Origin of the sequence: Brevibacillus sp. RS1.1 (assembly GCF_013284365.1) — a bacterium.
In the GTDB taxonomy this organism is placed as follows: Bacteria; Bacillota; Bacilli; order Brevibacillales; family Brevibacillaceae; genus Brevibacillus; species Brevibacillus brevis_D.
Window position 1 is genome coordinate 258,402 of the sequence record NZ_JABSVA010000004.1, and the last position, 23,740, is coordinate 282,141.

The window sequence follows — 23,740 nt, forward strand, 5'->3', positions numbered from 1 at the left end:
TTGAATTTGGAACTACAGCAATTTAAAGCGAATTTTTTCAAGGCGTTGGGTCATCCCCTGCGGATTCGGATTTTGGAGCTGCTGGCGGAAGGAGATAGGAATGTAAACGAGCTTCAGACTCTCATCGGGAGTGAAGGCTCCGCTGTTTCCCAACAGCTGGCCATTTTGCGGAACAACAATATCGTGTACGGAACGAAGGACGGAAACAAAGTCACCTACTCGCTGCGTGATCCGATGATCATCGAGCTATTGAGTGTGGCGAGACAAATTTTTAACAATCACTTGATTGATACGATTTCTATGTTGGATCGTTTTAACGAGGAATGATCACTTTGGTTTGAGTCAACATAGGGGAGGAGAAGAAAAAGCACAGTTCTCTTCGACTCTGACACGCCCGCAAGGGGGATTCACTGGCCGTCTACACTTCAAAAAGGGGACCGTCGAGCCAAAGCCACCCTACCGGGCGGAAGTTTCTCAAGGAAGAAGTGTTCGACAAGCGGGTCCCCTTTTTGAAGTTCCGACTGGGTTGGCGATGTCAAGGTCTACGAGCTCTGTGCTTTTTCTTCTCGCCAGCTTTGTTGGTTCATCGATGCCTTTTAAAAATACAAAAAAGCCCAGGACCCGTAATCGTCCTGGGCTTACCTATTGTTACTGGGAAACCGTAATAACCGCATCCAATGCGATCAACGCTTCTGCTTCAATGGCTTTTGCCATCACATCGGTGTGCGGATTATACGATTCGAGCAAGTCTGCATCGGCATATCCGTCAATCGCCAAAATAGAGCCTGCCTTCATTCCGCGAAGCGCCGCAATCACGAACAGGGCGGTGTTTTCCATTTCGACGGCCAAAACGCCAGCTTTTTGGTATAGCTTGTGCGGAAATTCCAACACCCCACTGTAAAAGACATCGAGTGTCAGCGTGATTCCTTCGAATACTTTCAAGTCTGATGCATTTGCTCCCGCTGCTTGTACGAGCGCGTCCACGACATGGCGATTGGCAACAGCCGGGAAGCCCGCCGGAACCAACTGACTGGTCAAGCCGTCTTGGCGAACTGCCGCGGAGCTGATGACGAGGCTACCTGTCTCAATTTCCTTTTGGTATGACCCGGCAGTTCCTACGCGAATGATGACCTGAACGCCGCCCTTCGCCAGCTCCTCGAAGCATACGGCTGCTCCCGGTGCGCCTACCCCATGGCTCACAACCGCTACCTCGACGCCTCTCCACGTACCCGCATAGCTGTGATACTCACGGTTTTCCCCGATTTGACGCTGATCATCGAGTTTCGATGCAATCAAGGCCGCACGTTTTGGATCACCGCACACGATGATGCGCTTGGGCAGTTGTTCTGGATCTACCTTTAGATTTGTCAACATCTCAATCGAACTCCTTTTTCTCCCACTCATCCTCTGGGATCGGCAATGCTTCACCGGAGAACCGCTCTTCGCGGAACGGGTCTGCGATCAAGTGAAAACCATTTTGCTCCCAGAAGCCGGGCTTGTTTTCCGTCATAAATTCAATTCCTCTGATCCACTTCACGCTTTTCCAGAAATACAAATGTGGAACAACCAGGCGAAGCGGCCAGCCGTGCTTGTCCGTCAGTCGTTCTCCGTCAAAGGAGTGAGCCAGCAACACATCATCACGCTCCAGATCAGCAAGCGGCACATTGGCGGTATAGTCGTGATCACCGTGCAGCATGACGAAGTTCGCCTGCGGAGTCACGCCAATCGCCTGTAAAAAATCACGAAAACGCACGCCTGTAAACGCATTGTCAAAACGGGACCAGCGCGTCACGCAGTGAATGTCGCTCGTCACTGTCACCTGCGGCATCGCCATGATCTCGTCGTAGGAGAGCGTCACTTCCCGGTCTACTTCCCCGAAAACACGCAGCGTCCATTCGTTCATGTCATACACCGGCACGTCCCCCTCATGCAAAATGGGAAAACGCTCTGTCAGGATTTGTCCCGGCGGAAGTCGTCTGGCGAGTCCCGGTTCCACTGGGGCGGGTACTTTCATTTTTTTGATCCGATCTGCCTTGTTCATATCGCATTTCCCCCTGTCTCCGCTGTCTATATGGTCTATGTTTAACGGGTGCTCTGCTGATTATCGCTGCCGATCTGACTCTTGTTCTTCAAAAAGAACATCGCCGCAATCGTCAGCACGTATGGCAGCATTGCCGTAAATTGCGTCGGAAGCGAAAAGCCCTGCAAACGGATACTAAGGGCATCCATCAACCCGAACAAAAGGCTCGAAGCCAAAATACCGAGTGGATGCGACTGCCCCATCATCATCGCTACCAATGCGATAAAGCCACGACCAGCCGTCATCCCTTCTGTAAACATCGTGACTTGCCCCAATGAAAGCTGCGCCCCTGCAATCCCGCACAAAGCGCCACTCATCACAATCGCCAGCACCTGAAGCCCCGTCACTTTCAGACCGAGACTACGTGCCGCAACGGGGTTCAGACCAACCGCGAGGACGCGGAAGCCCGTAACCGTCCGATAAAAGAACACATACAGCAGAATGGCAGCCAAAAACGCAAAATACACGAGTGGCGAATGACCGGAGACAATGCCTCCGATGACCGGAATATCGTGAATGAAAGGAATCTCGACGGTCGGCAAGCCAGCCATATCCTTATCGTAAAACGCACCTTTGACACCGAAGATCGCCCGCAGTGCAAATGTCGTCAACCCCAGCGCGAGAAAGTTAATTGCCACGCCGACGACGATTTCATTCGCCCTAAGCTTGATCGTCATGTACGCGAATAAGAGCGAAAAGACGATGCTGACCAGCGCTGCAATCAAAACGGCCAGAAAGAGGTTCCCGGTAAAATGATTGCCAACAATCGCGGAAAAGGCACCGACCAGTACCAATCCCTCCAAGCCCACATTAAAAATTCCGACACGTGCGCAGAGCGCTCCACCCAAAGCTGCCAACAAGATCGGCGTGACCATCCGAATGGTAGAACTGAGGAGGGACCAATCAAAGAGTTCCATGCGATTCCCCTCCTTTTGCCTTCCGCTTTTTCCACCAGTCATAGCTGAACTTGGCGGAGATGAACAATATCAATACGGCTTGTATAACACTTGCCAGCTCCAGCGGCACATCCGTATTGCGCTCTACACCCATGGCTCCTGTCTGAAAAGCAGCAAGCAGGATCGAAGTCACAATGATGCCAAGCGGGTGCGAGTTCGCAAGCAGAGCTGCCATCAGGCCCGTCCAGGCGAAGCCCGGTACAGTCAGGGCACCGTCTACAAAACGATAGTGCGCTCCCATTACCTCGACGGTTCCCGCCAAGCCAGCCAATCCACCACTGGCAAACATCCCTGTCAGCATCACCCGAATCCGATTAATTCCTCCGTATTGAGCAAACAGCGAGTTTTGACCCAGCATCTTCACTTCATAGCCAAAAGGCGTAAAACGAAGGACCCAGAACAACAAGAGCGCTGCAACAATCGCAAACAAAAACCCTGCATGCACGCTCATTCCCGCAAACAGCTTCGGAAGCCAAGCGCTTTTCTCCAGCATGACGGTCTGTGCCAGTGCCGCAGAACCCGAGCGATCCCGGAATGGCTCTGTCACCAGATAGCTCGCAAACAATACCGCAATATAGTTAAAGAGCAACGTAGAGATGAGCAACGGAATGCGAAAGCGTGCTTCCATAAAGCCCGGTAACAATGCCCAGAACCCGCCAACCGCCATTCCCGCGAAAATACCCGCCACAATTTTGATCATTCCCGGCGCTGGCAAATAGATCGCGACTAACGCAGCACTGACGGCACCCAGCACCATTTGCCCTTCCGCCCCCAGGTTGAATACCCCTGCCCGAAATGCGAGGGAAAGACCCAAGGCAATCAGCATGATAGGTGTGGCTCTCGCTAAGGTAGACGTTAAGAAATAAAAACTGCCAAAGGCCCCTTTCCACATTTCCTGGTAGGTTCCCAAGATCGATTCGCCAACGGCAGCAATAACCAGTGCCCCGGTCACCAAACCGATGACGACAGCCAAGAACGGCTGAACCAATGACTTAGATAGCTCTTTGATTGCTGCCATGAATGCTTCCTCCCGCCATGATCACGCTGATTTTTTCTTCGGTTGCCTCTAGGCGTGACAGCTCTCCAGCGATTCGCCCTTTATACATGACCAAAATTCTGTCAGACAAGGCGAGAATTTCGGACAACTCGGAGGAGACGAGCAGGATCCCGTCTCCCTGATTGCGCTTTTCGATCAGTGCCTGATGGATGTACTCCATGGCACCGATATCCACCCCTCGCGTAGGCTCAGCTGCAATCAAAAACGGGGTTTCATGTCCCAGCTCCCTTGCTACGATCAGCTTTTGCAAATTTCCACCTGACAGATTCCCTGCCAGCTCCTGCAATTGTCGGGAGCCTGTTTTGATGGCAAACTGTTCAACCCAGCCTTTTACGACTTGGCGGAATTTCTCCCGCAAAACGACGCCACGGCGGTTGTAAGCAGGCTTTCGCTGATAGCCCATCAGCGCATTTTCCTCGACGCTTGAGAGTTTGGCCGTTCCCCACAGGTAGCGATCCTCCGGAATATGCGCCAAGCCGGCATCTCGAATGGTGGCGACTGATTTGTTCGTCACATCCTTGCCACCTAACCGCACCGTACCCTCCTGTGCCGCTCGCAAACCGCTGATCGCTTGTAGCAGCTCGGATTGTCCATTCCCGGAAACACCTGCGATCCCTACGATTTCCCCGTGGTGTACGGTAAAGCTGACTTGATCGAGAAGGGTCTGCTTTTCTCGAACCGCAAGATTCTCCACCTGCAACAAGGGGCCTTTATCCAGAGGAACTCGTTCAGCTAGCTCCTGCAATTCTCGTCCGACCATCAATCTTGCCAAATCATCTGCATTTGTCTCATTCCGCGAAACCGTTCTCGTCACTTTGCCCCCGCGCAGTACCGTAATACGATCGGCTACCTCCATGACTTCCTGCAACTTATGTGTAATCAAAATGACGCTCTTGCCGCTCTTTGCCAAGTTTCGAATCGTTTGCAGCAGGTCGCGTACCTCCAGCGGGGCAAGGACAGCAGTCGGCTCGTCCAACACGATAATATCCGCTCCCTGATACAGGACCTTCAGAATTTCGACCCGTTGCTGTTCCCCAATCGAGCAACTCGCTACCATCGCCTGCGGATGAATCGGAATGCGATACTGCTCACTCAGCGCCCGCACCTTGTCCTCTGCGTCCTTTCTTTTGAAAAAGCCTGCTTTCTTCGGCTCATATCCGATCACGATATTTTCAGTCACACTGAATTCTCCGAAGAGCATAAAGTGCTGGTGAACCATCCCGATTCCATTTCGAATCGCGTCCTCTGGTCCGCGAAAAACAACTGGCTTGCCGTTTAACACGATCTCTCCCGACGTCGGCTGCTCCATCCCGTACAGCATCCGCATCAGTGTCGTTTTGCCCGCTCCATTTTCCCCGACAATCGCATGGACCTCTCCTGCTGCCAGTGAGAACGACACCTTGTCGTTGGCGGTAAAATCTCCGTACTTCTTGGTCATGCCCCTCATTTCCAAGCGATCGGTCATTCCCACTCCCTCATTTCTGTACGTCCTTTTATGAAAATGGAAGACCGACTACACAGCCGTAGTCGGTCACATCCATCACTGTGCACAAGCTATAAATAAACGTTCAGTACCGAGAACCTTTTTAAAACTGGTCTGGTACTTTGCGGCTACCCGCTACAATCTCATCGCTGATCGCTTTCACTTTATCCACCACTTCTTGTCCAATAAAAGCATTCAGCGGCGTCTTGCTTTCGTGTGTGACATAGGTTACACCAACACCTTTTTCCTTCAAGCCGTATGCCACAACACCTGGTTTAAACGTTCCTTCTACAAAGGTCTTCACGGTTTCATAAGCTGCCGCGTCAGTTCCTTTCAATTGGGACAGAACAATATGCTCTGGATCAATCGTGGTACGGTCAACGTCCTGACCTGCTGTGAAGAAGCCTTTTTCCTTCGCTGCTTCGAAAACGCCGAGGTCGCCTACTGCTGCTGCACCGTTAATGAAATCAGCGCCTTTGGAAGCTTGGAGCAAAGCCAATTCCTTCGCTTTTGCCGGGTCAGTGAAGCTTCCTACATAGTTGACCATCAGCTCTGCTTTTGGATTTGTCGCTTTCAAGCCCTCTCCGAAGCCAACCGTCCATTTTTTCAACTGCGGAATATCAAGAGCGACAACCATACCTACTTTGTTCGTTTTCGTTGCCAGACCTGCTGCTGCTCCCACCAAGTAAGCCGCTTCCTGCTCACGGAAGGTAACACTGCGAACGTTTGGCAAATCCACTACGGTATCAATAATCGCAAAATTACGGTCAGGATTTTCGGTAGCCACTTTTTTCAATGCATCCTCTGATGTAAAGGAAGAAGTGATGATCAAATCATAATTTTCTGCAACAGCCACACGCAGATTTTCTTCAATCGCTCCATGGTCTGTAGATTCGATCGTTTTTACTTCTGCGCCCAGCTCTTGTGCGGCTTTCTTTGCACCCTCGTCCATTTGTTGGAAGAATGGATTCACACCGATTTTCTCAGGCAAAATCAAAGCAATTCGCTTTTTGGCCGGGCCCTCTTGTCCTGCTGCTTGTCCTCCTGGCTGATCTGCCGGTGCGCTTGTGCCAGTCGAGCACCCTGTTGCCAATACTGCGAATGTCGTTAATGCCAGCAATAACTTCTTCATGATGTATCTCTCCCTATCCGAACTTTACGTTTTTCTTTATCCTATTAGGTAATGTACGGCTTTTTACCTATTTTTTCAATACTATTTACGAATATTCTCTTATAAAATTAATTTATCGTTCGTTTATTCCTCCTCTTCTTTTACAAATACAACAAAAAAACTCTCCCCGGAGGAAGAGTTTGCGTACGAAGCCGTTCTCTTCCTCATCTGTCAAAACCATGGTACAGGTTTTGCAGGAATTGGCACCTTTCTGTTCATGCATAGACATGATCAGTGGTTGCCGGGCATCATCGGGCCAGTCCCTCCGCCGCTCTTGATAAGGTAGGTGAATATATTTAGTTACAATGGAATTCATTCTAGCAGAACGGTTCGAAAATGCAATTCTTTTTTCTCAATTCCAAACACTTCTACAAGTAAATAAAAGTTTAAAAAGTCGTCTTTTCAGCACCTAGAAATTGGCGAGAAGCGCAACCTCTAATTTACGTGAAAGGTTTGCTGGAGGCGATGCGACAACGTATTTAGCTCACCCAGCTCTTCCGTAATCTCACGCACTTTTTGATGCTGGTTTTCTGCTGTCGCAAACAACTCTTCTAAGTTGGCTACCGATTCCTCGGTTACCGCTGTAATGGTCGACATCTCGATGGCAACCTCGCCGGAACGCACTTTTACCCGGTCCATGCTGGAGCTTACTTGATCAGCTGCTTCTAGGAAGGCCATCATTCCGGCACGCACTGCTTCAATGGAGGCCACTGTTTTTACGGCCAGCTCTTGGCCTTTTGCAACAGATACTTCCCCACTGCTCATATGCTGCACCGCATTCTCACTTTCCTGGTGGAGCGACTTGAGAATGTCAGTAATTTCCTGTGTGGCTGTCGCGCTTTGTTCTGCCAGCTTACGTACCTCATCCGCTACCACAGCAAATCCCCGTCCATGCTCGCCTGCACGCGCCGATTCAATCGCCGCATTCAGTGCCAACAGATTCGTTTGTGTCGCGATCTGATTAATAGCGCCGACAATTTCCTCTACGCGATTCGCCTGTCGATTGAGCTGGTGAATCGTAGAGGCTGCTACATTGACTGCCTGCACAATTTGCTCCATCTGTGAGGACAGATCGTTCATCATCTGAACGCTTTCTGTCAAACGACGGTTGTTTTGTTGCGATTCTGTTTTCATTGCGTTGGTCTGCGATGTGACTGCCTCGATTTCCTGATCGATGGATTGAACCTCTTCTTCGATCTTCACCGTAGAATTCGCCTGCGATTCCATACCGACGGCGACTTCCTTGAAGGCTACCATCATTTCATCTGTATTGCGCTTCGTACCTTCCGCATGCTCATGCACATGATCGCTTGTACGATCTAGCTGCTCCGTCATTTCCTGGATGTTCAAAAGCATTTCTCCCAGACGGCGCTCCTTCTCTTCCGCTTCCTGCCTTGCGTCGTGCGCTTTTTGCAGAGAGGCTTGTCCGGCGAGACAGAGATACGTTACGGCTCCCATCATCATGAGAATCGTGACAATACGCATAAGCAAATTGAGCTCCGAAAAATCTCCATCGAAGATCTGGTAGGTTCCTGTGTAGAACCCAATAACCGTGACAATGATTTGGGTAATTCCCGCTGTTACGACCAGCTTCCAATCCAAATACGCTGCTAAAAAGCCCATGACGATAAAAGCGAGGAAGGTGATCTCCTGGTAATCGGTAAAGTGATCGAATGAAATCGCATAAAACATGAGTCCAATTGCCACCAGGTAACGAATTACAAGACTATCCTTGCGAATGAAATAATACGGCGAAACAATTAAAGTGACCAGCAATCCCAAGGACGTCACTTTCCAGAAGTTCACATCCACTTGGTAGGCAATGAGCCCCGCCATCCACAAATGATTCCATAGGATAAAAATCATAAAACCTTCTTTGTCAGTTAAGGTATTGCGAATCAATTGAATCATAATTGCCCCCCTTTTGCTTTTTACTTATGTATCGGATTCTTTCCCCATTATATAGCCAAACCTTTGGCAAATTTGTGAAAAAAGTGAGAACAGCCAAAAACAATTTCGAATAGGCTATTACACAACTCTCGCGTACAGGAGGTAAACGGAGAAAAGTGGAACTTAATCAATTGCCAGCTACCGTGCTGACACGGACGATTAGCCGTCCGAACACCACGATTTACTATCCGCAATTGGCGGGATTAGCCAACCAGCAAGCGGAAAAAGATATCAACCGGGCGATTTATCAAACGGTTCAAGGCTTAATTCACGAGCAACAACGGGTCCAGGTACCGGGAAATACAGAAATGCAAGGAAGCTACGAAATCAAGACAAACGAACGCGGTATTTTCAGTGTTGTGTTGAGCAACTACGCCTATACACCGCAAATGGCTCACGGCATGACCTTCCTCGGTTCGATCACCGCTGATATCCAAACAGGCAAGCTGTATACACTGCGGGAATTATTCAAGCCAGGAAGCGATTACGTCAAGGTGATTTCCGAAAACATCAAGCGTCAAATCAAAGAAAGAAACATCCCCACACTTAATGGCTTTACTTCGATTAAGCCCGATCAAGATTATTACATCGCCGACAAAGCACTGGTTATCTACTTCCAGTTGTACGAAATTACGCCCTACTACGTCGGTTTCCCCATGTTCCCCATTTCGGTCTATGAACTTGAGCCAATCATCAATGAAAAAGGTCCACTGAGCATCTTGTCCGCGGATTAAATGCACTGTACCGCCATTTTTACCCCCAGGCGCAAGTATCTTTTCTCATGACAGTCGCCTGGGTGTATTTGTGGCAAAAGAGAAAGCACCACATGGGTGCTTTTTCTACTTTCTCTACTAATTAATAGTAAGCTTGTACGGATTATTTTTATCAAAATCAGATGCACTGTGTCCGTATACCTTGATATATACCTGATCACCAAGACCTATCTGGAGACCCAGAACATCGGATCCACCTGGTCCAAAATCATTGGGTTTATATGTCTCATGCACTTTTCCGTTTGCAGAAATATAGATCAAATCAAAATCATAGTTTTGGTTCTGTGGAGATTCCAATAGTACACTGATACTCTGTCCAGATCGATTATCATATTCGTACCAATCTACATCATTACTGTCAGAAATAGTATGCGACATTGGTTTGTAAATTTTGATAGGAACTGCCTTATCCTGCGTATCTCCATATCCGTCACTAGCAAAAGCCGATTGTGTCCCCATTGCCAACGCAGCCAATACCATACAAGAAGACAAAATTCTTTTAAAGGAATGTTTCATTTCGAACTCTCCTCACCATCTATTTATTTACATTTTTAGTATATTTAACAATGGTTATTTTTTCAATAAGTGAACTTTTTTAGAAAACATTTATCTTTCGTGTCCCTTGCTAGGGGCATTTTGTTTGCAGAAAATCCATAATTTCGCCATCGAATAAACGTTTACTTATATGTCCAGAACTGCTAGTATGTTATTGTACATATTTACTTAAGCAATAAGTGTACGATATATCGGACCAGCTTTCCTGGAGGTATATATTCATGCAATATTATGGTCATCGAATTAGCCAAACCGCAAGAATATTCAGCAAATCACTAAATGGGACTATGGCTCCCATGGGATTATACAGCTCGCAATGGGGTATTATTCTTTGCTTGCATTATCGTGAATCGCTTACTCAGGTTCAATTGAGCAACTACCTGAATGTTGAAGCGCCGACGATTACCCGGACACTCACCCGTTTGGAAGAGATGGGCTGGATCATTCGCTCAGAAGGTGATGACAAGCGTGAGCGCTATGTGTCCTTGTCTCCGCAAGCAATCGAACGGTTCCCGGAATGGCTGGAGGCTGCAAAAGTGCAAGAAGAGCTGGCACTCCGCGGCGTTGACGAAGCAGAGCTCGCTATCTTTAACCGCGTTTTGAAGAAAATGAACGATAATTTACAGCCGTTGTAACAAGTAAAAAATGACTTCGCCCAAAAGCAGTTTGGTGAAGTCATTTTTTGTTAGCCATTTTTCCTTGTGCTATGGATGAGGGTGTTGAGCTCTTGTTCCAATTGAATCAGATCAAGCTGTATCTGTTGCTTTTGCAATTGTTTTTTCTGTTGCAGTACTTGTTTTTTCAAATCATTTGATTCTTTGTCATTTGCTTGGTTGTCTGTAGAAGCAGGCTGCTCCGGTTCCACCTGTCCAGTCGAACCTATGGCTGCTATGAAAGTGCCAATCACTGCGATCCACCCCCCTACCGCTACCAACTCATTCGCCAGATTTCTTTCGATCATCCTTTTTCCCTCCGCTTTTGGGTTGATTCTCCTGTAAATTCTTTTTTATATCTTGAACGCTATCTCGCAATTGAGCAATTTGCTGTTCAATTCGTTTGAACTGCATATCGTCATCATTGTCATTGCCATTTTTGTTTTTCCCATTGATTTGCTTGTTTAATTGGATGAAGGGCTGTATCAACTTGTCGTTGTTGCAGGCAGGCTTTTGACTTAATTTGGTTGTTTTATCAATGGCGAGGATGACAAAGCCAAGCGAAATAATCCAAAGTGCTATTACAGCGGTATCATCATCATCACAAAAAAACATAGATACCTCCATGCCAATAAAGGTCGTGGTTTGATTATTGGCCCTTCTACACAATACGCTTCTGCCTAATTCCTCGTGACATCGGGACTACCACTTCCCTGATGTTGTTCTGTCATAAAAAAAGGCTCCCCACCAAGCACAAGCGTGCCCAGCAAGAAGCCTATTGGTTATGAGCGTATTCGTTATTGCATGCGTTTCGTAATATTGCGAGCCATCCAAACCCCAGCAGCTCCGGCCTGTGCCAGACCGCGCGTAATTCCGGCACCATCCCCGCCACAGAACAATCCCTTGATTTCTGTTTCGAATTCCTCAGTCAGTTTCGGACGAGCCGAGTAAAATTTCGCTTCCACTCCATAGAACAACGTGTGCTCAGAAGCGATTCCCGGTGTTACCTTGTCCAGTGCTTCCACCATCTCAATCAAGCTTTTCATCGTGTTGTAAGGCAACACGAGTCCCAAGTCACCCGGTACTGCTTCCTTCAGAGTAGGCTCCAGGAAGCCTTCCTTAATACGCGACTCTGTAGAACGGCGACCGCGCAAAATATCGCCGTACTTTTGCACGATGACCCCACCGTTTGACAGATCATTTGCCCGCTTGCAAATTTCTCTCGCGTACTCATTCGGCTTGTCAAACGGCTCTGTAAACGTATGAGATACCAAGAGCGCAAAGTTCGTATTCATCGAGCCCAGCGCTGGGTCTTTGTAAGAGTGCCCGTTTGCCGCCATAACGCCACTGTGGTTTTCCACGACCACGTGACCGGATGGATTGCTGCAGAACGTCCGTACACGCGTTCCGACAGATGTGTTGAAAATGAATTTTCCTTCGTACAAGTGCTCATTGATTTCGCGCATGACGACATCGGATGTCTCCACACGTACGCCTACGTCGACTTGATTGTTGTACATTTTCAGGCGGCGCTTCTTCAGGATATCCGTCAACCATGCCGAGCCATCGCGTCCTGGTCCGATTACCACGTAATCAGCTTCATACTCTTGTCCGTTTTTCAAAATTACACCCTTTACCTGATGTCCGTCTGCTTCTTTCACCGTGATGATGTCCGCGACCTCTGTCTTGAACATCATGTCGATATGCTTCTTCAAATGCTCGAAGATCGACTGGAGAATCTCCAGGTTTTGCTCCGTTCCCAAGTGACGCACCTGTGCTCGCAACAGCTTGAGGCCTGCTGCATAGCCGCGCTGCTCGATGCTCTTGATCGTCTCTGTGGTCGGGTCCGTAATCGATTGGGTAGCCCCATGCTCCAAATTGATTTCATCTACGTATTTGATCAGCCCAAGTACAGTGGAAGGGCTGAGATAGTCTGTCATCCAACCGCCAAATTCGGTGGTGATGTTAAATTTGCCATCGCTATAGGCGCCTGCTCCACCAAAACCACTGGTAATCGAACAGGCCGGCAAACAGCCTGCGAAATCTTTTTTTCCTGCTGGCGGCGGGCAGAGCTTGATCTTTTCTTCCAAGATCGGACAGCGTCTGCTATAGATGTCATGCCCTTTATCAATCAACAGCACCTTGGCATTCGGTGCTTTTCGCATGATCTCGTAGCACGTAAAAATCCCTGCTGGCCCTGCTCCTACAACGATCACATCATACTTATTCATGTCGTTCCCTCCCCGAAAAAATGAAAAAATTCCCGGCCGACGAATAGGGTATACCAAAACTGCCCTATTCGTAGCCGGGAATTTACGGTTCCCTGTAGAGACCCTCAAACCATATTTCTGAGGATATACGAATACAAATTACTATTTCATTCGTCAAGCCTGTGTTGTTCTTCACAACAATATGTATAGTAGCTTATAAGGTGAATCAAGTCAACCGAAAACAGCCCATTTATTCGTCTTTTAAAGTTAATTTTATCGTAAACATGCCTTTACAATCCATAAATACAACAAAACACGAACATTAAAAACGAACATTCGTTATTTCTGTTCATGCCCCTCATTTGTCAGGAAGGAATCAAATATAAACGAATAGAATAGATAGAATTTTAAGAAATATTTACAATTCATTATTTCATTCAAATCGCGTGCAAAAAAGGATGAGGCCTGTACATGCGGGATTATCGCTATTATCAGTCTGCCTTTGCTGGTGTTCCCAAGCCGTTCGCTTTTGTCGATCTAGATCTGCTGGAGGAAAATGCGGAGCAAATCAGTTTGCAAAGCAATGGAAAACCCGTTCGAATTGCGAGCAAATCGATCCGAAGCGTTGCCATTCTCAAACGTGTATTGCAGGTGAACGATTGCTTTCGTGGTCTCATGTGCTATTCCGCTCCTGAGGTGCTTCACCTGTGCGAGGCAGGCTTCGATGACCTGCTGCTTGGCTATCCGCTCTGGGAAAAAAGCTGGCTTTTGTCAATCGCCTCTGAGATTAAGAACGGACGCTCCATTACTTTAATGATCGACTCTTTCCCTCATGTCGAACAGCTCGAACAAATCGCCCGGGAAACCGGAACCAGGCTGCCTGTCTGTCTCGATATCGACATGTCGTCTGATGTGTTAGGGCTGCATTTCGGCGTCTGGCGCTCGCCACTTCGCTCGCTCGAGGCGTCCCTCTCCCTAGTCAAGCGCGTTGCTTCCTCCGATCATCTCTACCTAGATGGTGTCATGGGGTACGAAGCTCAAATTGCTGGCGTAGGTGATCGATACCCCCGTCAATTCCTGAAAAACAGCATCATTCGTCTCCTCAAGCAATATTCCGTGAAAGAAGTGGCTGCTCGACGTGCCACACTGGTGCATGCCATTCGTGAGCTATGCATTCCACTCCGCTTCGTAAACGGTGGAGGAACGGGCAGCTTGCACTTGACCGGTAAGGAAGACGCCGTTACAGAGGTTACAGCAGGCTCCGGATTTTTTTCGCCTGGGCTTTTTGACTACTTTCAGGATTTTCGGTTTCACCCTGCCGCAGGATTTGCTTTAGAAATTATCCGTAAGCCCGCAGCGCATATCTACACATGTGCTGGCGGGGGCTACATCGCATCTGGTTCTGCTGGGCGTGACAGACTACCCAAGCCTTACTTGCCAGTGGGAGCAAAGCTGTTCCCCAACGAAGGAGCAGGTGAAGTACAGACACCCATCCACTATCAAGGCATGGAAACGCTAGAGCTGGGAGACCCAATCTTTTTTCGCCATGCCAAAGCTGGAGAGCTCTGCGAACGTTTTACCCGGCTGTATTGCATCTCTGGCGGGAAAATCATCGAGGAAGTGACCACCTATCGGGGGGATGGATTATGCTCACTGTAAAGAAGCACGCGAATCACTGGACCAATTGGACAGGAAATGTACAAAGCCAGCCGAAACAAATCGCGATGCCAGAGTCCGTAGATGAGGTCGTGCAGCTTGTCCTTGCTTGCAAGAAGGCAGGTACACGGATTCGAGTCGTCGGCTCCGGTCATTCCTTCACTCGTCTCGTCCAGACAGAAGACTGCTTGCTATCCTTGGATCATCTCCAAGGAATCGTCAGTGTAGACCCTGCCTCTGATACTGTTGAAGTCTGGGCAGGAACCAAGCTCAAGACACTCGGACAACTCCTGCATCAAGCGGGCTACTCTCAAGAAAACCTCGGAGACATTAACGCCCAGTCCATTGCAGGGGCTGTCAGCACCGGAACGCATGGCACTGGCGTTCATTTTGGTAGCATCTCCACGCAAGTCGTCGGGCTGACAGTCGTGACCGCATCCGGGGAGGTTTTGGAGATATCCGAGCAGGCCCAGCCGGACCTGTTCAAAGCCATGCAAGTCTCGCTTGGTCTCTTGGGCATCATCGTACGTGTCAAGCTGCGTGTCCTCCCAGCCTATCGCCTGCGCTACCAAAGCCGCCGCATGCAGGTAGAGGAGTGCTTGTCTTCTCTAGAGACGTTTAAAACCGAGCATCGGCATTTTGAATTTTTTATCTTCCCGTATTCGGACACCGTTCAGGTGAAATTCATGAACGAAACCAACGATCCCCCCAGCGGCAATCAACGATGGAGCTATTTGAAAAAAATGGTGGTGGAGAACGGGCTGTTTTGGCTCTTGTCGGAGAGCTGCCGATTGCGTCCTTCTCTCACCAAAAGCGTCAGCAGGCTGTCTGCTCAAAGCGTTCCCTCTGTCCATGAGAGCGGCTACAGTCATCAGCTTTTTGCTACCCCTCGGCTTGTTCGTTTTTATGAAATGGAATACTGCTTTCCTGCCGAGCATATGGGCGAAGCCATACGGGAGCTGCGTAAGGCGATTGAGCAGGAACGCTTTGCCGTTCATTTTCCGCTCGAATGCCGGTACGTCAAAAAGGACGACATCTGGCTCAGTCCCGCCTATGAGCGTGATAGTGCCTTCATTGCCGTCCACATGTACAAGGGAATGCCGTACGAAGCGTACTTTGCCCGGATGGAGGAGATTTTCGCCCGATATGGTGGACGTCCACACTGGGGGAAGATGCACAGTATGACCACCGAGAGGCTTCATCAGGTCTATCCTCGTTTGCCCGATTTCCTCGCCATTCGCTCTGAGCTCGACCCTGACGGCTTGTTTGTGAATTCGTATTTAGCCGAGTTGTTCGGCATCTCCTGACACACTACTACCTACACATAAAAAAACACCCCGACCACATTACCGGGGCTGTTGACAAAATCTTTACTCATGGGTTTTCCAAGGAACCATGTAGAACTTAAGTTCTACGGGGAGAGCGTTGCTTTTCTCGGTTGTTTTAAGAAACTACCGGAATCAACTTTAGTGGAACGTATTATTTACTTCGCTTTTAGAAATAAATGAGCGTACTCGGCCCTTTTCTCATTTTAAAAGGGCTTTTTTCAATTAATTAACCGAAGACCTATCTCCTTAAAGCAGGACTTGTACTTTTGTTGTTTTTAGGAAGAAAGTGGTATTTGCAAAATTACTGTAAAATGATACCATTAAGTAATGTTTCAATTAACGCATTATTTTCCATTGAAGCTATGCATTTCCTTCTTGTTTGGGAATGCGCTTATAAAGGAGATGTGAAACGTGAAAATAGTTAGAATCCTTATTTTCTCCCTCATCGGAATTTTTGCACTCAGTAACCTTATTTACTTTCCTGGATTTAAAGTTTGGGCATTTAGTGAGCTTAAGCTGTTTGATAGCGAGAAAGTAACTTCACTTACGATTAATAGAAGAGAAGAAAAAGTAGAGGTAAAAATAACTGATAAAAAAGAAATTCAAAAGGTCCTCAACGATTTTTCCAAAATGGAACTTCGCAAAATAAAAAGAGAGTCTGATGCAAATGACTCTGATACGAAAGCTGCAAAAGAAAATAATTATACTTATAACATCTATGTTTATGAAAACAACCAGGATGTAGGGACAATTTATCTCTCTGGTACTAGTTACATGGTGTTTTATAGTAAATTTTCAGATGAAATCCCTATTTATAAAATCGAAAATAATCCAGACTTAGAAATCCACGAAGTGTTCAATTCAGCAAAAAACAAATAGCTTGTCACCATACAACTTATTACTCCCTGCAATATATAAATCACGCACAAAGAACAAAAGGAGATACTCGGCTAACTAGCCGAATATCTCCTTGCTCATTAATTACAGGGTTTCCCAACCGTTTTTACCAAGTACGCGAAGAGCTTCTCCCTTACCTGTGATCAGTCGAATGTCATCATAATCCATGAATGGGAATTCCAGCTTAACCTTTCTGTATCCATTTCGTTTCATGAAACGACGAGTATCGTGCATATCGTCAATCGCAATCCGAATATTTTTTTCCAGGTCACCTCTCAAATCCGTTGATAAGGATAGAACCAAAGCTACTACACCTACCGCGATGCCAGCCGCTCGGGTCAAATTGAATACAAGCCCAGCCAAAGCAAGAGAAATAGACAGGTTTGTCTCAAGCTTGTTATCATCCATTTTAATAACGCCATATTTGAGAATATCCTGCATAGCTCCGGCAAGCTCATCCAGTTCATCTTGGTCAACAGTAATCGTATCAACGTATTGTTTCAATTTTGTTCGTGCCATATTTTATCTTCCTCCAATTTCTTATTCCAAGCTTATTTCCCGCGCGGTTATTCACTTGGTATTAATTAAAGTGAAGCGAGGATGGAAAATAACAACCCGAACTCAAAAAAATTTTCTTGTCTTATCATGATCGATTTTTTGTGCTATAGGTTTTGACGGCTCTAATCATCCGAAATACTATCTCTTGACGTATGTCCTCACGTACACCTATATCCGTGAATTTCAACGACTTGCGAATCTTTGGCTCAAATCTTTCTATGATCTCTACCATTGCACTCTCATCATTATTTTGTGCTCGCTTTACCAGTGTTAATAGGCTCATGTATTCCGCCTCCCTCTAGCTGTTTTCTGAGCTTCAGTAACGCTCGTTTCTTTGATTTAGAAACAGCTTGCTGACTAATACCCAACACGCTCGCAGCTTCCGTTTCTTTGAGATTCCTTAAATATAGAAGTGTAAGCATCTCCTGTTCCTTTTTCGTGAGGGTTTGAACAGCATCCAAAATTCGTTTATCCGCTAAAACATCTTCCCACTCAAAGTTGTCCTCCCGCTCACTTTTGTCAGTGTCGCTAACAAGGCTGTCAACCACCCTCTCAATTTCATCTGTAGGCTGACATGCGTTGCCTATCTTTTGATTACGTACAGCCAACTCGATAGCTGTAAAACGGATGAGCGAGGAGATAAACTTAGTAAATCGGACTTCACCGTAGAATTCCTGAAATCTACTATCCAATTCATCGTTCCTCTGCGTATCGTCCGGCGAATTAAACACTCGTTGATATAGCTGTTGATTGTCTTCTTTCGCTAGAAATGCATCCAGCAACCTCTGATTATCTACGTCTGTAAGTTTGATATCTAAATCTCTCCTCACCATTAGGATTATATGTTCGTATTTCAGGCAAAAAAATAGACGTGCCATATTACACAGCACGTCCCGAACCACTCTATCCATTTTACCAAACAGCCTATTTCTCCCACTTAATATTCCTGTAGTGTAAACTTTTGTAAGTATATGTAATTTTGGATACTCATGCTTTACAATCGAAAAAATCATCTCAAAAATCAAAAATCCCCTCACCCAATTGGGGCTGTTGACAAAGCCTTAACTCATAGAGTATCAAAGGGACCTTGTAGAATTAAGTTCTATGTGGGTTTCTTTTTGGGAGGGATATAACATGATGGGAGTAGATGGAGACAAGCAACCCTAACTTCACTTTTTCAATTTAGAAGATTATGTACCGAAAGACATCTGCTTCAGATCGAACGAACAAGAGGGGGATTCGAAATATACTCGAACACTGCCTCTTTTCGGCGTTGGCCCAAAATATAAAACGAATGATGAAAGCCCTGCCAGCATAAGATCCCAGCGAGTTCACATACGCTAAGAATACAAAATGGGTTAGGGACAAAAATCCCTAACCCATTTTGTCTACAGCCACTTTACCATGTCTGGGGCATTTTTCTATCGAGCAGAACGACTTAACCTTGCGTTGGGAAATTCGGTTTATGCGCCCCTTTGCGTCCATAGCGCACATAATAGAAGGTATAGAACAGCACCAACGCACCAATTCCGTAGAAGAGTCCAATTCGCTGTGTCGGGTCAAACGCCGGGAAGATAAGAATGAATGTACAAAGAGCCAGACACAAGAGCGGCATCACCGGGTAAAACGGTGCTACGAACTGCAAATCTTCTATTTTTCCACCCTCTCGCAAGTATTGACGGCGGAAATTAAATTGAGAGAGAGCAATCCCCATCCACGTGAAGGTGACCGCAATACCAGATACAGACATGAGCAGCACGTATACCGTATCCGCTGCAACCACGCTGGTTAACAGAGACAGAAGTGAAAACGCCAGCGTCGCCAAGAGTGCGTTCAAAGGCACTTTACGCTTGGTCAGCTTTCCAAAAACAGGATGGGCCATATTGCTATGGGAAAGGGACCACAACAAACGCGTGGCTGCGTACAAGCATGAGTTGCCAACAGACAACAGCGCCGTCAAGATGACGAAGTTCATGATATCCGCTGCAAAAGGAATCCCCACTGCATCAAATACCGTCACAAACGGACTTTCCAAGAGCCCAAGCTCGCTTGAGGGAAAGAGGGCGGACAAGATCGTGACCGACGCCACATAGAACACGAGAATGCGAAACACAATGTTGCGGATCGCCCGCGGAATGGTCTTTTGCGGGTCTTCTGCTTCCCCGGCTGCAATTCCGATCAATTCAGAGCCTTGATAAGAGAATACGACGTTCATCATCGTCACAAAGACGATCGCGATGCCAAACGGGAATAGTCCCCCATCTGCCGAGAAGTTGGAGAGAAACGGAGCTGGTCTTCCTTCCATACTGACAATACCGAATATGGCACCTAGTCCGACAATAATAAACATAAGTACAGCCAATACTTTAATTCCGGCAAACCAGTACTCCGTTTCCGCAAACCCCTTTGTCGTCAGCGCATTGAAGGCAAAGAGCAAAACGATAAAGAGCGCGCACCAAATCCAGATCGGTGTATCCGGGAACCACCGTTGCATGACCATGCCCGCGGCAGTGAACTCTACCCCGGCCGTTGTAGCTGACCCTAGCCAATACATCCATCCCAGTGTAAACCCGCTCGCCGGACCAATATACTTGCTGGCGTAGGCTTGGAAAGAGCCTGTTACTGGCATTTTTACAGAAAGCTCACCCAGGCACGTCATGACCAGATACAGCAAAATCCCGCCGACGATATAGGCAACGAGCGCTCCGCCAGGTCCAGCCTGATTAATCGTGAAGCCAGCATTGAGGAAGAGCCCTGTCCCGATGACACCACCTAACGACAGCATAAACAAGTGGCGACTTTTCATGGAACGTTGTAGCTGTGTGTCTCTTTCATTCCCAGTGTTCATATGATTCCTCTCTTTCACCTGCTTTTTAAGAGGTCTATCGGGAGTCTATAAACGAAGAGAGAACTGCCTGCGCTAGAAACGCAGGGACAGGCAGCTCAATCCTCCGTCTTGTTTCTGGAATTCAGACATATCCAGCTCAATCACATGGTAGCCAGCGTCAGTAATTTGCTTTTTCGTGCTCTCAAAGCCTTTTGGAATAATGACATAGTCGTTGATATGGATGCAGTTCGCAGAGTACTCGACTTCTTTTTCCACGACCAGATGCTTGTACTTGCTAAATACTTCAGAATCAATGAACTCCCCAGCCAGAACCAGCAAGTCATTGCCAAGGTAAGCGATTCCTGTTTTCAGGTGGAAAAACTCTTTCAACGGTACAATGGTGACCTCATATCCGTATTTTGAGAGAATCTCGCGGAACTGGATGGCTCCTTCTTCATTGGTGCGTGTAGACAGACCGACGTAGAAATGGTTGTCTACCTGCATGACGTCTCCACCATCGAGGAAGCCTGGGGCTTGAATATACTCAATCGTGTCATAAAAACGAGGAAGCACCAATTTCATATCCTCAATTTCACCATTGCGGCTTTCTGCACCAGGATTGGTGATGACGGCGCACTTTTCCGTGAGAACAGCTGTATCTTCCACAAACGTAGAATCTGGGAAACGCTCGTCCGCTTCCAGAACGGTTACATCCAGACCTGTCTGTTTCAGCGCTTCTACATAAGCGGCATGCTGTTTAAGAGCAAGTTCAAAATCAGGTGTACCCAAATCAGAAGTCGTCAAACCATTTACATAACTCTTTCCCGGTTTTCTTACAATTGCACGTGAAAATTTCATGATGATAGATCTCCCTTCTGTTTTTGAATCTTGCTTTTGTCTAACAGTATTCATTCTCCTCTGAGCAACTACTCAGAAATATTCCGCATTGTGGAATCACTTCTGCAATACAAAATTACACTCTTAATGTAAAATAGTTTCAAATTTTTTGTCAACGGATTTTTATCTAGTTTAAATGATATTGATTCGGTTGAAAAATTCTGATAGATTGAGGTCATATTAAGCTGGCGTGACTTTCAACGAGCGGTCACTATGCAACAAAGCCAGGAGGTAACCCACGTTGGTACAATCGATTGACCGGGCGATGAGCATCATCTCCGTCCTGGTATCAGATCCAAACAAGCAGCATTGGTCCATCTCGGAAATTGCTGAACAAACGGACCTGCCGCTGAGTACGGTACACCGTTTAATCAGTAGCCTCATCAAGCATGGCCTCATCCTCCAGCTTCCCGAGAGTAAGCAGTACAAGGTCGGCTATACGTGGATGGAAATCGGGCTGCGCATTCTCGACAAAATGGATATGCGCGCTGTCGCCCGAACTGTCATGGAGCGATTGGCAGCAGATGTACGAGAAACCGTCTATCTGAACATTCCACAGGGCTCTCATGCCATCGTACTCGAACGAGTGGAAGGTCCTATGTCTGTCAGAAGCATGGATAATCTGGGCGAGCGTATTCCGCTTCATATCGGTGCGGCAAACAAAACGATTCTCGCCAGCATGAATCCGAACGAAGCAGAGCAAATCGTGACCGGTTTAATCCCGGATGCACAAAAACGTCGCGAGCTGTTAGAACGACTGCCTGAAATCAGACAAAACGGCTATGCAGTCAGCTACGGTGAGAAAACCGAAGGCACCGCATCCATTGCCGCTCCTATCTTCGGTGTCAACCAAAAGGTCGTAGGCGCTTTGAGTATTGGCGTGCCGAGCTACCGGATCAACGAGCAGCTCTTGTCCTCACTCATTGAACAAGCCCAACAAAGCGCCAAAGAAATTTCCCACAAAATCGGTGCCTTACCTTAATTTTTTTGCCCACTAACCGGAAACAGTTTTCACTATACGGAAAACGGAGGCGTTTTTTATGCAAAAATGGCAAACAAAAGAGCAGCTCGTTGATCTCTTGTGCAATTTGGTAAGCATCCCAAGCATTACAGGATCATCTGCCGAGAAGGACTTGCCTGGCTACGTCGTCGATCAGCTGCGTACCCTGCCTTATTATCAAGCCAATCCCGATCATGTACGGGCGAATCCGACTGAAGACGGGCGCCATTTTGTCACTGCTTTGGTCAAAAAAGAAGGCGTACGGGACACCGTCATTCTCGTCAGCCATTTTGATGTCGTCGACGTCGAGGATTACGGCGCCTGGATGAAGCATGCTTTTGATCCGAAGACCCTCACCCCTCTGTTCCAGCAAAACCAAGCGGATATGCCAGCAGACGTTCAACAGGATATTCGCACCGGCAACTGGCTGTTTGGCCGTGGCACCATGGATATGAAGTGCGGACTGACACTGCACATGTCGATGATTGAGCAAGCGATTGCTGGGGAGTTCGACGGCAACATTTTGCTTCTGACCGTCCCTGACGAAGAAGTGAATTCTGTCGGGATGCGGGCAGCAGTCCCCGCACTTTTGAAAATCGCCGAAGAGTTCGACCTGAGCTACACCACCGTGCTCAACTCCGAGCCGATGTTTACCCGCTATCCAGGGGATACGAATACGTACTTGTACACAGGCTCCATCGGAAAAGTGCTGCCTGGCTTCCTTTGCTACGGAAAAGAAACACATGTCGGCGAGCCTTTTGCTGGGTTAAACGGCAATTACATGGCCTCTCAAATGACATGTGAGCTCGAGCTAAACACATCCTTTTGCGAGGTCGTTGAGGGGGAAGCATCTCCTCCGCCGACGAACCTGATTCAAAAGGATCTGAAAAAAGAGTACTCTGTGCAAATTCCGCACCGTGCCGTGACGCTGTTCAACCTGTTCCTGCTGGAAAAGCAGATGGAGGATGTCGTAGAACCGCTGCTGGAATCGGCAAGAAACGTCGCAGAGCGCATGAAGCAAAACTACCTCAAGCACGCGAGCCAGTTTGCCAACTTTGCGCCGTTTAGCCCGCGTGATCTGTCCATTTCCGTCATGACTTACGAAGAACTGTATGCCTATGCGAAGAAAACGTACGGGGAAGAAAAGCTACGCCAGCTGGAAGCCGATGTGATCGCCAACCGCGGCGACAAGGACGACCGCGACACCACGATTGAGCTGGTGGATCAATTAGCGATTCTGTGCAAAGAACTGTCGCCAATGATGATTTTGTTCTTCGCTCCACCGTTTTACCCGGCAGTCAGCTCGCGCAATCATCCTCTGATCCAACAAACGATGGAAGAGATGAAAACATACGCGAGAGATCAGCACCAGGTCAATTTGGTGAAACAAAATTACTTTGGCGGAATCTCTGACTTAAGCTACGTCGGACTCCAATATCCGGCAGCATCCATGAAGCCATTGGTAGCGAACATGCCTTTGTGGGACAACGGCTACTCCATTCCGCTTCAGGATCTCGAAGCTTTTGATGTACCTGTCATGAACCTCGGTCCAGTCGGACGTGACGCCCATCAATGGACTGAGCGTCTGGACATCGACTATGCATTCGATACGTTAAAAGACATGCTCCCTCGTTGCATCCAGTCTCTCTTGCAAAATGGGAAAGCAGTAAAGGAATAGCAAAGGAGAAA

Annotated in this window: 24 protein-coding genes and 2 riboswitches; of the genes, 8 read left to right on the top strand and 16 right to left on the bottom strand. The window is 47.5% G+C overall.

All coding sequences use genetic code 11. The annotated features are described in order from the left end of the window. On the top strand, positions 1–327 hold the full coding sequence (locus HP570_RS15515; protein ID WP_173626292.1) for an ArsR/SmtB family transcription factor: 327 nt from the start codon (positions 1–3) through the stop codon (positions 325–327). Positions 328–648: 321 nt separating this feature from the next. On the opposite strand, the gene HP570_RS15520 is transcribed toward HP570_RS15515, so the two are convergent. From HP570_RS15520 to HP570_RS15550, 7 genes are all read right to left on the bottom strand, one after another. After that, positions 649–1,374 (bottom strand): nucleoside phosphorylase, encoded by a 726-nt coding sequence (locus tag HP570_RS15520; protein ID WP_173626293.1) that lies wholly within the window; start codon positions 1,372–1,374, stop codon positions 649–651. 1 nt (position 1,375) lies between these two features. Further along, positions 1,376–2,041 carry a sulfite oxidase-like oxidoreductase gene (locus tag HP570_RS15525; RefSeq protein WP_173626294.1) on the bottom strand — a complete coding sequence of 222 codons (666 nt, stop codon included), beginning with the start codon at positions 2,039–2,041 and terminating at the stop codon, positions 1,376–1,378. A 41-nt stretch (positions 2,042–2,082) separates the two neighbouring features. Then, positions 2,083–2,997, bottom strand: coding sequence for an ABC transporter permease (locus HP570_RS15530; protein WP_087341937.1), 915 nt, complete (start codon positions 2,995–2,997; stop codon positions 2,083–2,085). Continuing rightward, on the bottom strand, positions 2,984–4,054 hold the full coding sequence (locus tag HP570_RS15535; protein ID WP_173626295.1) for an ABC transporter permease: 1,071 nt from the start codon (positions 4,052–4,054) through the stop codon (positions 2,984–2,986). Before HP570_RS15535 ends, HP570_RS15530 begins: the two co-directional genes overlap by 14 nt. Further along, complete coding sequence (locus tag HP570_RS15540) at positions 4,029–5,558, bottom strand: ABC transporter ATP-binding protein (RefSeq protein WP_173626296.1); 1,530 nt, start codon at positions 5,556–5,558, stop codon at positions 4,029–4,031. The genes HP570_RS15535 and HP570_RS15540 overlap by 26 nt, the downstream gene beginning before the upstream one ends. A 121-nt stretch (positions 5,559–5,679) precedes the next feature. Then, on the bottom strand, positions 5,680–6,708 hold the full coding sequence (locus tag HP570_RS15545; RefSeq protein ID WP_173626297.1) for a BMP family lipoprotein: 1,029 nt from the start codon (positions 6,706–6,708) through the stop codon (positions 5,680–5,682). A gap of 200 nt (positions 6,709–6,908) precedes the next feature. Further along, positions 6,909–7,031, bottom strand: a riboswitch (SAM riboswitch). A gap of 151 nt (positions 7,032–7,182) precedes the next feature. Next, complete coding sequence (locus HP570_RS15550; protein WP_087341945.1) at positions 7,183–8,658, bottom strand: methyl-accepting chemotaxis protein; 1,476 nt, start codon at positions 8,656–8,658, stop codon at positions 7,183–7,185. Between the two features lie 155 nt (positions 8,659–8,813). Here HP570_RS15550 and HP570_RS15555 point away from each other — a divergent pair, with 155 nt between their 5' ends. Further along, complete coding sequence (locus tag HP570_RS15555) at positions 8,814–9,431, top strand: DUF3298 and DUF4163 domain-containing protein (protein ID WP_015893741.1); 618 nt, start codon at positions 8,814–8,816, stop codon at positions 9,429–9,431. Between the two features lie 117 nt (positions 9,432–9,548). Here the strand turns inward: HP570_RS15555 and HP570_RS15560 are convergent, their stop codons facing one another. Then, positions 9,549–9,986 (bottom strand): hypothetical protein, encoded by a 438-nt coding sequence (locus tag HP570_RS15560; RefSeq protein WP_064200310.1) that lies wholly within the window; start codon positions 9,984–9,986, stop codon positions 9,549–9,551. A 260-nt stretch (positions 9,987–10,246) separates the two neighbouring features. On the opposite strand from HP570_RS15560, the gene HP570_RS15565 reads away from it, so the two are divergent. After that, on the top strand, positions 10,247–10,660 hold the full coding sequence (locus tag HP570_RS15565; protein WP_015893743.1) for a MarR family winged helix-turn-helix transcriptional regulator: 414 nt from the start codon (positions 10,247–10,249) through the stop codon (positions 10,658–10,660). A 50-nt stretch (positions 10,661–10,710) separates the two neighbouring features. On the opposite strand, the gene HP570_RS15570 is transcribed toward HP570_RS15565, so the two are convergent. From HP570_RS15570 to HP570_RS15580, 3 genes are all read right to left on the bottom strand, one after another. Further along, on the bottom strand, positions 10,711–10,986 hold the full coding sequence (locus HP570_RS15570; RefSeq protein ID WP_064200309.1) for a hypothetical protein: 276 nt from the start codon (positions 10,984–10,986) through the stop codon (positions 10,711–10,713). After that, on the bottom strand, positions 10,961–11,293 hold the full coding sequence (locus HP570_RS15575; protein WP_173626298.1) for a hypothetical protein: 333 nt from the start codon (positions 11,291–11,293) through the stop codon (positions 10,961–10,963). Before HP570_RS15575 ends, HP570_RS15570 begins: the two co-directional genes overlap by 26 nt. A gap of 182 nt (positions 11,294–11,475) precedes the next feature. Continuing rightward, positions 11,476–12,909, bottom strand: coding sequence for an NAD(P)/FAD-dependent oxidoreductase (locus HP570_RS15580; RefSeq protein WP_142497507.1), 1,434 nt, complete (start codon positions 12,907–12,909; stop codon positions 11,476–11,478). 51 nt (positions 12,910–12,960) lie between these two features. After that, positions 12,961–13,060, bottom strand: a riboswitch (purine riboswitch). 299 nt (positions 13,061–13,359) lie between these two features. Between HP570_RS15580 and HP570_RS15585 the strand changes: the two genes are divergently transcribed. From HP570_RS15585 to HP570_RS15595, 3 genes are all read left to right on the top strand, one after another. Further along, positions 13,360–14,547, top strand: coding sequence for an amino acid deaminase/aldolase (locus HP570_RS15585; protein ID WP_173626299.1), 1,188 nt, complete (start codon positions 13,360–13,362; stop codon positions 14,545–14,547). Next, positions 14,535–15,851, top strand: coding sequence for a D-arabinono-1,4-lactone oxidase (locus HP570_RS15590; RefSeq protein WP_173626300.1), 1,317 nt, complete (start codon positions 14,535–14,537; stop codon positions 15,849–15,851). The genes HP570_RS15585 and HP570_RS15590 overlap by 13 nt, the downstream gene beginning before the upstream one ends. Positions 15,852–16,283: 432 nt before the next feature. Then, positions 16,284–16,751, top strand: a complete 468-nt coding sequence (locus tag HP570_RS15595; RefSeq protein WP_173626301.1) for a hypothetical protein — start codon at positions 16,284–16,286, stop codon at positions 16,749–16,751. A 102-nt stretch (positions 16,752–16,853) separates the two neighbouring features. Here HP570_RS15595 and HP570_RS15600 read toward each other — a convergent pair whose 3' ends face one another. The 5 genes from HP570_RS15600 to HP570_RS15620 form a co-directional block, all read right to left on the bottom strand. Further along, the gene (locus HP570_RS15600) at positions 16,854–17,288 is read right to left on the bottom strand and encodes a hypothetical protein (RefSeq protein ID WP_173626302.1); all 435 of its coding nucleotides are present in this window, start codon (positions 17,286–17,288) and stop codon (positions 16,854–16,856) included. 124 nt (positions 17,289–17,412) lie between these two features. Beyond that, positions 17,413–17,610 carry a helix-turn-helix domain-containing protein gene (locus tag HP570_RS15605; protein ID WP_173626303.1) on the bottom strand — a complete coding sequence of 66 codons (198 nt, stop codon included), beginning with the start codon at positions 17,608–17,610 and terminating at the stop codon, positions 17,413–17,415. Beyond that, complete coding sequence (locus HP570_RS15610; RefSeq protein ID WP_173626304.1) at positions 17,573–18,352, bottom strand: sigma-70 family RNA polymerase sigma factor; 780 nt, start codon at positions 18,350–18,352, stop codon at positions 17,573–17,575. The genes HP570_RS15605 and HP570_RS15610 overlap by 38 nt, the downstream gene beginning before the upstream one ends. A 413-nt stretch (positions 18,353–18,765) precedes the next feature. After that, on the bottom strand, positions 18,766–20,175 hold the full coding sequence (locus HP570_RS15615; RefSeq protein WP_173626305.1) for an amino acid permease: 1,410 nt from the start codon (positions 20,173–20,175) through the stop codon (positions 18,766–18,768). A gap of 72 nt (positions 20,176–20,247) precedes the next feature. Continuing rightward, positions 20,248–21,012: a dimethylarginine dimethylaminohydrolase family protein gene (locus HP570_RS15620; RefSeq protein ID WP_064200301.1), complete on the bottom strand. Its 765-nt coding sequence runs from the start codon at positions 21,010–21,012 to the stop codon at positions 20,248–20,250. A 280-nt stretch (positions 21,013–21,292) separates the two neighbouring features. Here HP570_RS15620 and HP570_RS15625 point away from each other — a divergent pair, with 280 nt between their 5' ends. Next, positions 21,293–22,033 (top strand): IclR family transcriptional regulator, encoded by a 741-nt coding sequence (locus HP570_RS15625; RefSeq protein ID WP_173626306.1) that lies wholly within the window; start codon positions 21,293–21,295, stop codon positions 22,031–22,033. A gap of 58 nt (positions 22,034–22,091) precedes the next feature. Continuing rightward, a complete protein-coding gene (locus HP570_RS15630) occupies positions 22,092–23,729 on the top strand; it encodes a M20/M25/M40 family metallo-hydrolase (protein WP_173626307.1) in 1,638 nt (545 codons plus the stop codon). Positions 23,730–23,740 lie beyond the last annotated feature (11 nt).